Origin of the sequence: Lacinutrix neustonica, assembly GCF_026625145.1 — a bacterium.
In the GTDB taxonomy this organism is placed as follows: domain Bacteria; phylum Bacteroidota; class Bacteroidia; order Flavobacteriales; family Flavobacteriaceae; genus Lacinutrix; species Lacinutrix neustonica.
In genome coordinates, this window is sequence record NZ_CP113088.1 from 1,974,909 (window position 1) to 1,989,378 (window position 14,470).

Below are 14,470 nucleotides of genomic sequence, written 5' to 3' on the forward strand. Positions count from 1 at the left end.
AGACCAAAACCAAGGTAACGTATTTGTAACTTCTGCTAATGGCAAAGGAGTTACCGATTACAAACGCGGCATGAACTTAAGTCTTCAAATTAAATACAACTTTTAACACAACTATTAATTAAAATAAATTAAAAAAGAACACAATGAAAAAACAATTAATTTTAGGCTTAGCCTTAATAGCTACAGTATTTTCTTGTACTACAGACGATACTTCTGATATTATAATCAACACAACCACAAACAACACTACAGGTGGCGGTGGTTCAAACCCACAAACTATTTTCTTGTCGGGAACTTACACCGAAGATTTAACGCTAGACGCAAACAATACTTACAAAATTAATGGAGCGTTAATTATGGCCAGCGGCACCACATTATCAATACCTGGTTGTATGACTATTGAAGCTTTAGCTTCGGAGCCAACGTATATGTAGCCATTTCTCAGGGTGCCAAAATTGTAGCCAACGGTACTGCCAATTGTCCTATTGTATTTACTTCAGATGCTTCAAACCCACAACCTGGAGATTGGGGAGGTTTAATTTTATTAGGAAAAGCACCTATAAACTCAGTAACCGGAACCGCTACTGCAACTTCAGAAATTGCTAACTTACCTTATGGTGGAAATATAGCTAATGACAATTACGGTGCTTTAAATTACGTAAGAGTAGAATATTCGGGGGTGCCGCTGACGGACAATCAGAAAACAACGGCTTTTCATTCTACGGTGTTGGAAATGGTACGGCTGTAAATTATATTCAGGCTTACGCAGGAAAAGATGATGGTATCGAATTTTTTGGAGGCACGGTAAACGCGAGCTACATTTCAGTAATTCATGCTGAAGATGATTCTGTAGACTGGACAGAAGGCTATTCCGGAACTTTAAATGAAGTGTACATCTCCAATAGAGCTACAGATGATAAAGCGATTGAAGCCGATGGTTACAATACCGATTTTAGCAATGCCTCAGGGATATTCTCTAAGCCAACGGTAAACAACGTGACTATTATTGGAGAAGGCTCTGCTAACTCTGCAGAAGCAGTAAGATTAAGAGCTGGAACTCAAGGTATATTTAACAACATTATGATTACTGGCTATGCTGAAGGTTTTGATTTAGACGATTTAGACACAGGTAACGGGGTTGTAAGTGATGATTTACAAGTCACAGGAGTCACTTTTGTAGATGTTATATTAAACATGAAAAACGACACTACAGTCACTTTTACAGACGCCGATTTTTACACAGCTGAAGGTACTGCAACGGGAACAGATTATGCTACTTGGGGAGCAGGCTGGACCATAGAATAGTTTTAAAATGGTATAAATAAAAAAGCATCTTCGTGACGAAGATGCTTTTTTGTTTTTTAATTTTCACTAATTTAATTCCTAACAGCAACTGGAGCTTTCACTTCCCATTCACTAATATTAGCAATCGCATTATTGTTATAATCTACTTCTTTAAGAGTGGTCTCGTTCCAAAAAAACCACTTGCCGACTTTTTTACCATTATCATAATTTGCAGAAACTTGTTTCTTGCCTTCTGTGTCAAAACTAAGCCACTCTCCTTGTAATTTACCATCTGTAGTGTAAGCACCTGTTTGACTTACAACTCCATTGTCATGATAATAAACCACTTCAATTAAATTAGTGTCTTTATTAAGTTTTAAATCTCGCTCTTGCTGAGCATAAGATACCACAGCAATTAAAAAGGCAATTGAAAATAAAATTGATTTCTTCATAATTATGGGTTTTATCATTATATATCAAATATAAATCTTAATTAACATTTAAACAACCATTTGGTAACATTAAATTAACATTGAAATCATAAAATCTTGATTATCAGTATTTTGATAATTAAAATTTAACATAGCGAATTAATAATTTGGTAATATTAAGGTTACAATAACATGACTCGAATACCGAGATATTTGTACTGTCTATAGACAAACAATTAGTATTTCATATAATCTATTAGTTTTTGTCGACTACATTATTATGATTTCTAATGAGACTGCCCTAGGCCAAGGCAGTCTTTTTTTATATGATTTAATTAAAAAAATAATCATTAGGAAACATTGAGTTAACATTAGAGTCAGTTATTTGCGGCGACAAAAAACTATAGATTACAATGAAACTTAAATTTACACTTACAGCATTTTTGCTTTGCGCCTACTTGTCTATAAATGCACAAGAAATTAGCGATACGTCTTTCGGGAAGGGTTTACTAAACTTCACAGCTAAAGACAGTTCTTTTAGTATCAAATTCGCACCTCGTTTTCAAGTGCGCTCAGAGTCTTCATGGAATCATGACGGCAATCAATATGGCAGCCCGAACACGGCTTTATTGTGCGTCGTGCGCGCTTAAAATTTGATGGATTTGCATACAGTCCGAAATTAAAATACAAACTAGAATTGGGCTTATCAAACAGAGATGTCTCTCGGAGCCAATGATTTTAATAGAGACACGCCTAATATCATTCTTGATGCCGTGATCATGTGGCACTTTGCAGAAAATTTCGAACTTTGGGCAGGACAAACTAAGTTGCCTGGAAACGTGGAGCGCGTCGTGTCTTCTGCCAATCTTCAATTAATAGATCGTTCGTTATTAAACAGTCGTTTTAATATAGACCGCGATTTAGGGATACAATTACGTCATAAAGCACAATTAGGCAACCACTTTTTAATGCGTGAAAAATTAGCGCTTTCTCAAGGTGAAGGACGTAATGTTTCTGAAGGTAACAAAGGAGGATTGCAATACACCGGTCGCTTAGAGCTTCTACCATTTGGGGAATTTCAATCCAAAGGAGATTATGTTCAAGCCGATTTAAAACGCGAAGCAACACCAAAATTAATGTTAGGTGCTACTTACAACTTTAATCAGGATGCGGTTCGAGAACGCAGTGGTTTAGGAGATTATATGTTTAACGACGAGGGCACTTCTTTGTATGAAACAGATGTTGAAACGATTTTTGTTGATGCCATGTTTAAATACCGAGGCCTCTCTTTTATGGGAGAATATGCTATACGCAATGCAGAAAACCCATTTGCCACCAATTCAGACGGAACCTTTGCAACAGATTCTAATGGGGATTTAACTGGAGGTACTGTTTTAACTGGTAATGCACTCAACCTTCAAATGGGGTATTTATTTAAAAGCAATTATGAAGTTGCAGGACGTTTTACCGTCGTAAATTATGATGCTTTTACTGGAAGCCTTTCACAAGAACAATATACTTTAGGAGGTTCTAAGTATCTTGTGGGACACAAATTAAAGGTACAAAGTGACTTAAGTTATACGACTGTTGATGGTAACGAAGATAATATTACCTTTAGACTTGGATTTGACATTCATTTTTAAAAATTTAAAAGATAACATTGAGGTAACACAACACTCGAAAACACTCGAGATATTTGCAAACTTATTTTAATTAAAAATTATGGATAATATTTATTTATTTATGTTGATTGCCATCACCATTTTAGCTGTTGCTGATATTGTTGTTGGTGTTAGTAATGATGCGATTAACTTCTTAAATTCAGCGATAGGCTCTAAGGCCATTTCTATGCGTACTATAATGATAGTTGCTAGTTTAGGTATTTTTATTGGAGCCGTGTTTTCTAGCGGTATGATGGAAGTCGCACGTAAAGGTATTTTTGTGCCTGGACAATTCTATTTTGATGAAATCATGTACATTTTTATGGCCGTCATGATAACTGATATTTTACTTCTAGATTTCTTTAACACTCTAGGTTTACCAACCTCAACAACGGTTTCTATTGTATTCAATTTATTGGGAGCTGCAGTGGTTATGTCTTTAATAAAAATAAGTGGCTCTGATGAACATTCTATTGCAGATTTAGGAAACTATATTAACACCTCTAAAGCCATAGAAATTATTTCCGGCATTCTCATGTCTGTATTTATAGCCTTTACAATAGGAGCTTTGGTACAATGGGTATCCCGCTTAGTATTTACATTCCACTACGAAAATAAAATTAAAAATTTTGGAGCGCTTTTTGGCGGCTTTGCTTTAGCAGCCATTACGTATTTCATCTTTTTAAAAGGTTTAAAAGGCACACCTTACTACAAGGATATGCAAGGCCTTATTGAAGGTAAAGAAGCCATTATATTAATTGGTAGTTTTGTGTTACGGACTTTGTTTTCTTTTGCCTTTCAAAAAATCACAAATAAAAGTATTTTAATAATTGTTATCGCAGTTGGAACTTTCGGCTTAGCATTGGCCTTCTCTCGGAAATGATTTAGTGAACTTTATTGGTGTCCCAATGGCCGCTTATCATTCTTATGAAGCTTGGGTGGTTTCCGGAACAGCAGCCGGAGAATTTTCAATGGGTGTGCTTTCAAAAAAAGTACCGGCAGAACCATTATTATTATTTATCTCTCGGAGGCATTATGGTATTAACCTTATGGTTCTCTAAGAAAGCTAAAACGGTTGCCGAAACAGAGATTAAACTTTCGAGTCAAGGCGATACCAGTGAGAAATTCGAACCTAATGCACTATCAAGAGCTGTGGTAAAAGGAACTTCTTTTTTATCTATTGCTATAGACTCTATAGTTCCAAAAACCATTCAAGATAAGATTAGCTTGAGTTTTGAAAAACCAACGGAATCTTCAAGCAAAGCAGCTAGAGCCGATGCTCCCGCGTTTGATATGATTAGAGCCTCTGTAAACTTAATGGTTGCAGGAGTTTTAATTGCAATAGCGACCTCAATGAAATTGCCTTTATCCACGACTTACGTGACCTTTATGGTTGCTATGGGAACCTCTTTTGCTGATCGCGCTTGGGGTAGAGAAAGTGCTGTTTACAGAGTGGCAGGAGTTTTAAATGTTATTGGAGGATGGTTTGGTACTGCCATTGGTGCTTTTGTCGCATCGGGAATCGTGGTGTTCTTGATTAATTGGAATCCTATGGTGATGACACCGATTTTATTATTGGTAACAGTGATTTTATTATATAGAAATTATTCTTCACACAAAAAAAGCACCAATAAAACTATTGAAGAAGACAGTTTAACAACCTCAGATATCAGTTCTGTGCAAGGGGTGATTCATGAGAGTGCTAAAAACATCTCAAGCGTGGTTAAACGAGGTAATAAAATTTACACGAATGCAATAAAAGGACTTGCTAAGCAGGATTCGTCATTATTAAAAAAGAATAAGAAACAAGTTAAAAAATTAGCAGATGAAGTGGATAGTCTGCGTGATAACATTTTCTATTTTATAAAAAACTTAGATGAGTCAAGTGTTAGTGCAAGTAGCTTCTATATTAATATATTAGGGTATTTACAGGACATGACACAGTCTTTAGAATACATTTCTAAAACCAGTCATAAGCACATAAATAACAACCATAAAAATCTTAAATTTAGTCAGGTTAAAGAGCTAAAAGAAGTAGATGATGCCGTAGAATTGTTATTTGTTGATATTAAAGGCGCATTTGACTCTAGATCTTTTGAGCAAATTGGAGCCATCTTAAATAGCAAAAAAGAAGTGTTTGATCTAGTAACTTCTAAAATTTCGAAGCAAGTCGCACGTACACGTAGTGAAGAGTCTAGTCCAAAAAACACGACGCTTTATTTTAGCTTGTTATTAGAGACTAAAGATTTATTAACAGCGACCATGAATTTATTACAAGAATATCATGATGCTCATGACAGTTCAGTTGCTCCCGCAACTATTACTACTGAGGATTAAACGTCCATATAACGATAGAAAAGCCACCATGATTATGGTGGCTTTTTTTATTTAAAAAAAGCGAACCAGGACAAAACCTAAAACAGCCCCCATAATGATATTCCAAATGGGACTTAATTTTGTTCCAAAGGTTAAGTAGCTGGCTATAACAGCAATGGTAATGGATTTCCAATCTATTAAGGTTTTCTGTGCCATAACAAGAAGCACGGCAAGCATGACAGCTACAGCCGCAACATTAACGCTATCCAAAAAATAACGTAATATTTTAGAGTTTTGCATTCTAGGAATTAAAGGATTAAGTAATAAAACAAATAAAAAAGAGGGTAGAAAAATACCAACTGTTGCTGCTAAGGCTCCAGGAAAACCGGACAATTGATAGCCTATAAATGTGGACGTAGACAATACGGGTCCCGGAGTAAATTGGCCAACCGCGATGGCATCTATAAGTTCCACCCTGCTGAGCCAGCCTTTGCTCACCAATTCGGCATCTAAATAAGCAAACAACACATAACCGCTTCCATATAAGATGGCCCCTACTTTTAGAAAGGTAAAGAAAACCTGTAGTGTCTCTATTTTAAACAGCGACACACCGAGAGTTAGAAACATCGTAAAAGGCAAAAAACTATACAAATGCCCTTGGCGCCTCTCTTTAATATAAAAATAGCCCATACCTAAAACGCCAGCAGCTAACAAAGCTATAATTTCACTAACACCAAACAGGCTCACAGTTAAAACGAGGGTTCCTAATATAGCTAACTCCATAGTTTTAATCGCTTTTGTGCCCAGTTTATAAACGGCAGAAGCGATAATGGCTAATACCGCTGGTTTGACACCAAAAATAAAAGGCGTTACTTCGGTAAATGCCCATAGGCCACATACAAATAAGCTAAAAGCGCTGTAATGAAAATGGCAGGAAAAATAAAGGCAATACCCGCAACAAAAAGACCCTTTTTTCCAGCACGCTCATAGCCACAATGCATCGTCATTTCTGTTGAATTGGGACCTGGTATCAAGTTTGTTGCTCCAACAAGGTCTAAGAACGTGTCCCTTGTCATCCATTGTCTTTTGGTTACCACTTCCTGTTCCATCATCGCAATGTGTGCCGCTGGACCACCAAAAGCAAAACAGCCTAATTTAAAGAACACCAAAGCGACGTCTTTTAGTTTATTATTATTCATTTCACTTGTCGTTTCAAAAATTGAAGATAATTAATCATAATGTTAAAATTATTGTAAAATTCAATATTCAAACGTCTGTAGCAGGATTAGGTGCGTATCTAATACAAACACTATAAACTTAATTATGACTATTAAAAAAATCTCAATTGCATTATTCGCAATCATTACAATGGCGAGCTGTGTTTCAAAGAAGAAATACGTAGCTCTAGAACAAGAAAAAGGTGAAGTCGTTAGTGAACTTACCAAAACGAAAGTTGAAAAAGAAGAGTTAGAAGAGAAATTTGCTCAAATTGAAGCACGTGTTGAACAGTACAATTCTAAAATAAATACCTTAACCGATGAGGTGGGGTCTTTAACTGCAGAAAACGATATTAAGTTTGATGCTGTTGGTAATGCTGCTGTCATTTCAAATGCGACGAAGCGCAAAATGCGTGAAACGCTTAAGCAAGTGGATCCTTCTTTATTAAGTGAGGCAACAACGCTTAAAGACTCTATGAATTTGGCTGTGTCGTATAATTTAAAGAAATCGATGGACACGTCTACCTTAGATGAAAGCGACGATATTGCGATCAATATTGATGAAACGGTGGTGATGATATCCATTTCAGACAAGATGCTTTTTAATAGTGGTAGTTACCGCATTAGTAATAAAGCCGATAACATCTTACAAAAATTAGCAGACGTTATCAATTCTGAACCGTCGATAGAAGTGATGGTTGAGGGGCATACAGATAGTAGAACGATTAATACAGAAAAGGTAACCGATAACTGGGATCTAAGTGTATTAAGAGCGACTTCTGTGGTACGAAAGCTACAAGACCGTTATAATGTTGACCCAGCAAAATTAATTGCTGCTGGACGTAGTAGCTACCAACCGCTTACCGATAACGACACGCGTGATGGGCGTTCAAAAAATAGAAGAACACGCATTGTTATCTTACCAAACATTAACAAGTTTTTTGCTTTGATGGATAATCAAGAAGGCGTTTCTACGGTTGATTAACAACTAAACCGAATGAAATAATAAAAAAAGCATCCGTATTACGGATGCTTTTTTGGTTTTAAGCTACTTCATTATAATAGGAAAATCCAAAATCTAATATTTCCTTAATTAAAACAACCCCAATCATTTTCATAGACTCATAAGTTGCTTCTCCATTAATAATATCAAGACGCTTTGAAACATCAACATTAGCTCTCATGCATGCCTTGTCTTTGATGTAAAATGTTTTTGAAGCCCCATTGTGATTAACTTCAAAAGAAATTTCATCAACTTCATATTGATTCATAAAGCGAATTTTTTCACTTTTATTTATTTTAGAAAAAAATAGATCATACAGCTCTTTTTTAAACAAACTGTTTTCTGTTTTGCTTTTGAATTTAATTTCTCTAACATCTTGATCATCCGATTTTAAATTTACATTTTTCCAAAGACTTAACTGAATATCAGAGGAAAGTCTATAATTGATCAACCTAACTTTTTTTAGTTTTCCATTTTCAACCATATTGGATAAATAGTTGAAATTTAGACCAGGTGTCATTACAACTCTGTAATCTTGATATCCCAATTCTTTAAGAAACTTCTGAAGCTGCCTTTCAAATATCACCTTAACTCCATGTTTAGGTTTGTTTTCATAAACTACATATCCATATTTTGAATTTTTAGGAACATAAAAAAGAGAGAACACTTTTCTACTCTGAAACTCTGTCTTATTAACGGGATAGTTTAACTTATTTTGTTCACTGCGTATTTCTAAATTTTCTCCAGTATAACCGGAATCTATATGAGATATTAATAGCCTTTCATTTATTTGATAGTCAATATTTGAACTTATCGAAAATGTTCTTTTATTCCCTTTACTATCAAAATAGTCTACCTTATTTTCTCTCAGAGATTCATAGAATTGATTACATACCTCTAAAAAATCCTTTTCTCCATTAAAATAATTTAATACTTGGTCTTCATTGTCTTTATTAATGAGTGTAACTCTGTAAATAGTGTAATTAATCATTTTATTTAATTATTAAATTCTAGTTGTTAACAACAATAACTAGAATGGTTAACAAATAATTCATCTCATAAACACCTTAACTATAGGCCTTAAGAGACAAATCCTTTTAAATGAAAATATTTAACTTGGCAAGAAGATTGAAATTTTGTTTCTTTGAAGAAATAAGTAAGAGGTTATTAACCTCGTTTTTATTTTTAATTACAAAATAGGCCTAGGAACCAAACTTGTAAACAAAAAAGCCAAGAGGGATATTTCTAAATGTCCCTTTTTTTTGTACTTATCTTCACCATATTACTCTACATATACTATATTTTTATAAGGTTATATTTTTTTTAAAATCATCGTTTAATTACATATAAATATGATTATCAGTTGCTTAGCGTCGAAGTTTCAATTTCAATTAAGCTCTAAAAAAAGTACCTTGAACCTCAAGGCACTTTTCTCGGTAATACTACTTAATTTAGCGCTTTTATTACAGCGATTTTATTAGGTGAGATGCTTTCATCCGTATAGAATAGTATTTAATTAGCTTCCACACATTAAACAATCATCACCTTCTGCTTCTTTCGCTTGTGCAATTAACGCTTTCATTTCTTCAGCACTTAAAGGTTCAACGTCTACATTATCAGTGTTTTGCTTTGCAAAGGTCTCTGCTGTTTTGGCTGCTTTTTGTTGCTTTTGTATGACACCGTCATTAATTACAGCGACATTCTGAGCCATTGGTTCTGCCTTCTTTTCTTTAGTCACCGTCATTTTCTTAGCATCTACCGCACTCTTAGTACGTAAATAATACATACCTGTTTTTAAGCCACTCTTCCAAGCATAAAAGTGCATCGATGTTAACTTCGACATGGTTGCGCCTTCGAGGAACAAATTAAGAGATTGTGATTGATCTATAAAATAACCCCGTTGGCGAGACATATCGATAATGTCTTTCATGCTCATCTCCCAAACCGTTTTATACAGTTCTTTAATATCTGCAGGGATACCGTCGACATTTTGAACAGAACCATTCGCTCTCATGATTTCGTTTTTCAATTCTTCATTCCAAAGATCCAATTCTACTAAGTCTTCAAGTAAGTGTTTATTTACAACTATAAACTCTCCGGACAGTACACGACGGGTATAAATGTTAGAGGTATACGGCTCGAAACATTCATTATTTCCTAAAATTTGAGAGGTTGAAGCTGTTGGCATTGGCGCGACCAATAACGAGTTACGCACGCCATGTTTTTTAACCTCTTTTCTTAATTTATCCCAATCCCAACGACCACTTAAGGTGTCTTCTTGGATATTCCATAAATTATGCTGGAATTTCCCTTCACTCATAGGTGATCCTTTATAGCTTTCGTAAGGGCCATCTACTTTTGCCTCTTCCATACTTGCTGTAACAGCCGCATAATATAAGGTTTCAAAAATCTCTTGATTCAAGGCTTTTGCTTCATCACTTGTAAATGGCAAACGCAATTTGATAAAGGCATCGGCCAAACCTTGAACACCTAAACCTACTGGTCTGTGTCTAAAGTTAGAGTTTTCGGCTTCTTTTACGGGGTAGTAGTTTCTATCGATCACTCGATTTAAGTTCTTTGTTACCCGTTTTGTAATTCGGAAGAGTTCTTTATGATCGAACGCTCCATTTTTTATAAACATAGGTAATGCTATAGATGCCAAATTACATACCGCGACCTCATCTCGGAGCGGTATATTCCATAATCTCCGTACATAAATTTGAAGAACGAATAGTTCCTAAATTTTTCTCGGTTAGACTTACGGTTTGCTGCATCTTTATACAACATATATGGGGTACCTGTTTCAATTTGAGATTCTAAAATTTTCTCCCAAAGTTCACGCGCTTTAATGGTTTTTCTCCCTTTACCTTCGGTTTCATATTTAATATATAGGGTTTCAAATGCTTCACTATGTACGTCGCATAATCCTGGACATTCGTTAGGGCACATTAAGGTCCATTCTGCATTTTCCTGTACACGCTGCATGAATAAATCGGCATCCACATGGCGTAGAACAAATCTCGCGCACGCAACTCTTCAGCACCATGGTTTTTCTTTAAATCTAAGAAACTCATAATATCTGCATGCCATGGCTCGATATACATCGCAAAACTTCCTTTACGTTTCCCGCCACCTTGATCTACATAACGTGCCGTATCATTAAAGACTTTTAACATGGGTACAATACCATTTGAAGTCCCGTTAGTTCCTGCAATATAACTGCCTGTTGCACGCACATTATGAATCGATAGCCCGATACCACCTGCTGCTTGCGAGATTTTTGCTGTTTGTTTTAATGTGTCGTATATCCCTTCAATACTATCATCTTTCATTGTTAAAAGAAAACAAGATGACATTTGCGGTTTTGGTGTTCCGAATTAAAAAGTGTTGGTGTCGCGTGTGTAAAGTATTTTTTCGACATCAGCTCATAGGTTTCTATAGCCGATTCCAAATCATTTAAATGAATCCCTAATGACACACGCATTAACATGTGTTGTGGGCGCTCTGCAATTTTCCCGTTTAATTTTAAAAGATAAGAACGTTCTAAAGTTTTAAATCCAAAATAATCATATCCAAAATCGCGGTTATAAATGATTGTCGAGTCTAAAACGTCTTTATTTTCTTGTATGACATTATACACATCTTCACTTAACAAAGAAGCCGCTTTACCCGTTCGTGGATTCACGTACGTATACAAATCATGCATCACTTCACTAAATGTTTTCTTTGTGTTTTTGTGTAAATTAGAAACAGAGATACGTGCTGCTAAACGTGCGTAATCTGGGTGTGCCGTTGTCATTGTTGCAGCAGTTTCGGCTGCCAAATTATCTAATTCACTAGTGGTTACACCATCATATAGCCCTTCAATAACGCGCATGGCCACCTTTAAAGGGTCAACCAATTCGTTTAATCCGTAGCACAATTTACGAACACGTGCCGTAATTTTATCGAACATGATTTGTTCTTTTCTCCCGTCTCTTTTAATTACATACATACTTTACACATTTAGATTTTATCCTTTACTGAGCCCACGATCAATAAAGCGGTTAGTTGATTATTCTAAAACATAATAACCTGATCAACAGCGAGTTATTGTTTAGTTTTTTATATTGGTGTTCCTATTGGCACTCGTGATTACAAAGGCAGCTCGTGGCTATCTATTGAAAACAGGATACCAAGGATACTATTATTTTTTTTCGAATTGATTTCGTTGTTAAAAATCGAAATCCATATTGTATTTATCCTCGTCTACTTCTTTATTCATCACTCCCGCTTTTTGGTAATCTCCTACGCGTTTTTCGAAGAAGTTGGTTTTACCTTGCAGTGAAATCATGTCCATAAAATCAAAAGGATTTGCTGTGTTATACACTTTGTCACAGCCTAAATCGTCTAATAAAGAATCAGTAACAAATTCTAAATACTGAGTCATTAAATTAGCATTCATACCAATTAAACTCACTGGTAAAGACTCTGTAATAAATTCACGCTCGATGTTAAGCGCATCGATAATAATTTCTTTGATGCGTTCTTTTGGTACTTTATTCACTAAATGATTTTCATGTAAGTGTACCGCAAAATCACAGTGCATCCCTTCATCTCTCGGAGATTAACTCATTAGAGAAGGTTAATCCAGGCATTAAGCCCCGTTTTTTTAACCGGAAAATAGAGCAAAAAGACCCTGAAAAGAAAATCCCTTCTACGGCTGCAAAAGCAATTAAGCGCTCTGCAAAACTTGGAGACTCTATCCATTTTAATGCCCAGTCTGCTTTCTTTTTAATAGCAGGAAAGGTTTCAATAGCATTGAATAAATTCGCTTTCTCTTTTTCGTCTTTTACATAGGTATCGATTAATAATGAGTAGGTCTCACTATGAATGTTTTCCATCATGATTTGGAAACCATAGAAAAATTTCGCCTCACTATATTGTACTTCATTCACGAAGTTTTCAGCTAAGTTTTCATTTACTATACCATCACTAGCCGCAAAAAAGGCTAACACATGTTTAATAAAATAACGCTCATCGTCTGTTAATTTATTTGACCAATCTGTGATGTCTTGATGTAAATCAATTTCCTCAGCGGTCGAGATACTAGCCATAGATTTTTTATACCATTCCCACAAATCATGATGTTGAATTGGGAAAATGACAAATCTATCTTTATTTGGTGCTAATATTGGCTCGATGGCTTGCGACATAATTGTGTTTTTTTTAAAATTAACTTAGATCAAAAAATACTCTTTCTTGGGACAAACAAAGATTGGAAATAATCTATGATTTTAAAAGGTGCTTTACCCTAAATCTTTTCAAAGTTTTTAACATCAATTGTTGAAATGTACACCTACAAGTCGGATTCACTGCCGTTATAGCGTTTTAATTTTTTAAGTAGAATAGGAACAAAAAAAAGCGATCCTGTAAACATGCACTTATTAATATCATCTAAGGCTTTGAAAACATAGTAAATATCTGATAATTAAACATTTAATAATTAAATGATATTTCTCTTGTTTATTTTAAATTCAAAAAAACTGGAGCGTAATATCGATTAAAATCATAGATGTTGATTCTGAAAACATAAAAAGACATCGCAGAAAAAGAAAATTCTCGCGCTAAAGAGTAAGAATACATGACTTTAAATTGCCCTTTTAAAGACATTGAGTTTTTAATTAAAATAGCTACTGAAATTTCTGAAAATAGTCCTGAAATAAAAAGCCCGTCTTTGGAGCTTTAGTAATTTTTAAAATGAGCCGTGCACAAGACTATTTATAACTAAAACGACGACACTATTGTTGCCTCCTTTTTTAACAGTAAAAAACTAGTAGCATTTCTAATAACTATAATGGTATAAAAGAAAAAAAGGTTATAGAATAAAATAAATAAACTATTCACAAAGCAATCAATAGAACACGTGATTACAAATGACCCTTTAGAATGCACATCAATCGTGTATCATGAAGGTTAGCGATACCTTTAAGACTTCATCTTATCTGCCACCTTCTCCAATTCACTGTACCAATCTTCACCAAATTTTCTAATGAGCGCTTCTTTTACAAACTTATAAATAGGGACTTGTAATTCCTTCCCCAAGGTACAAGCATCATCACAGATGTCCCATTTGTCGTAATTCACCGCCGAAAACTCAGTGTATTCTTTAACTCGCACAGGGTATAAATGACAAGAAATAGGTTTTTTCCAGTCCACTTGTCCTTGGTTATACGCCTCTTCTATACCACAAAGCGCCGTTTTTTTCTTATCAAAGATAACATAAGCACAATCTGCGCCATTTATTAAAGGGGTTTCCAATTCATTAAAAGCGGTTTTTACAGAGGTGCCTTGCGCTTCAATCGCGGCAATACCCTCCTTTCGTAGGTACGGTTTTACTTTTGGGTAAATAGCCTCTAGGGTGCTAGCCTCCTCTTCTGTTAAAGGCGCACCAGCATCCCCATCGATACAACAAGCCCCTTTACAAGCTGATAGGTTACACAAAAAATCATTTTCTATAATAGCTTCAGAAACTATTGTTTTTCCAAGTTGGAACATGGGTTTAAAATCTCAAATTGG

The 14,470-nt window shown here is 35.2% G+C and carries 7 protein-coding genes and 5 pseudogenes; 6 read left to right on the forward strand and 6 right to left on the reverse strand.

The features are described 5' to 3' along the window. Positions 1-143: 143 nt before the first annotated feature. Together N7U66_RS21795 and N7U66_RS21800 are read left to right on the forward strand one after the other, a co-directional pair. Positions 144-434 carry a hypothetical protein gene (locus tag N7U66_RS21795; protein WP_313791170.1) on the forward strand — a complete coding sequence of 97 codons (291 nt, stop codon included), beginning with the start codon at positions 144-146 and terminating at the stop codon, positions 432-434. A 454-nt stretch (positions 435-888) separates the two neighbouring features. Continuing rightward, positions 889-1,305, forward strand: coding sequence for a hypothetical protein (locus N7U66_RS21800; RefSeq protein ID WP_313791171.1), 417 nt, complete (start codon positions 889-891; stop codon positions 1,303-1,305). Between the two features lie 71 nt (positions 1,306-1,376). Here the strand turns inward: N7U66_RS21800 and N7U66_RS10845 are convergent, their stop codons facing one another. Next, complete coding sequence (locus N7U66_RS10845; protein ID WP_267675344.1) at positions 1,377-1,736, reverse strand: toxin-antitoxin system YwqK family antitoxin; 360 nt, start codon at positions 1,734-1,736, stop codon at positions 1,377-1,379. A gap of 392 nt (positions 1,737-2,128) precedes the next feature. Here N7U66_RS10845 and N7U66_RS10850 point away from each other — a divergent pair, with 392 nt between their 5' ends. The 3 genes and pseudogenes from N7U66_RS10850 (at position 2,129) to N7U66_RS10860 (ending at position 5,713) form a co-directional block, all read left to right on the forward strand. Then, entirely contained in the window at positions 2,129-2,365 is a 237-nt protein-coding gene (locus N7U66_RS10850) for a hypothetical protein (protein WP_267675345.1), read from the forward strand. Positions 2,366-2,422: 57 nt separating this feature from the next. Continuing rightward, a pseudogene (locus N7U66_RS10855) lies at positions 2,423-3,358 on the forward strand (porin); the annotation flags it as partial. Positions 3,359-3,437: 79 nt separating this feature from the next. Beyond that, positions 3,438-5,713, forward strand: a pseudogene (locus N7U66_RS10860) (anion permease). 51 nt (positions 5,714-5,764) lie between these two features. On the opposite strand, the pseudogene chrA reads toward N7U66_RS10860, so the two are convergent. Further along, positions 5,765-6,891: pseudogene (gene chrA / locus N7U66_RS10865) on the reverse strand (chromate efflux transporter). Between the two features lie 130 nt (positions 6,892-7,021). On the opposite strand from chrA, the gene N7U66_RS10870 reads away from it, so the two are divergent. Then, a complete protein-coding gene (locus tag N7U66_RS10870) occupies positions 7,022-7,894 on the forward strand; it encodes an OmpA/MotB family protein (RefSeq protein WP_267678514.1) in 873 nt (290 codons plus the stop codon). A gap of 58 nt (positions 7,895-7,952) precedes the next feature. On the opposite strand, the gene N7U66_RS10875 is transcribed toward N7U66_RS10870, so the two are convergent. The 4 genes and pseudogenes from N7U66_RS10875 to N7U66_RS10890 all read right to left on the reverse strand — a co-directional run bounded on the left by N7U66_RS10875 (position 7,953) and on the right by N7U66_RS10890 (position 14,449). Beyond that, the gene (locus N7U66_RS10875; RefSeq protein ID WP_267675346.1) at positions 7,953-8,903 is read right to left on the reverse strand and encodes a hypothetical protein; all 951 of its coding nucleotides are present in this window, start codon (positions 8,901-8,903) and stop codon (positions 7,953-7,955) included. Positions 8,904-9,428: 525 nt separating this feature from the next. Continuing rightward, positions 9,429-11,906 (reverse strand): annotated as a pseudogene (locus N7U66_RS10880) (ribonucleoside-diphosphate reductase subunit alpha). 219 nt (positions 11,907-12,125) lie between these two features. Continuing rightward, positions 12,126-13,107, reverse strand: a pseudogene (locus N7U66_RS10885) (ribonucleotide-diphosphate reductase subunit beta). A gap of 772 nt (positions 13,108-13,879) precedes the next feature. Then, entirely contained in the window at positions 13,880-14,449 is a 570-nt protein-coding gene (locus N7U66_RS10890) for a DUF3109 family protein (protein WP_267675347.1), read from the reverse strand. Between the last annotated feature and the right edge of the window lie 21 nt (positions 14,450-14,470).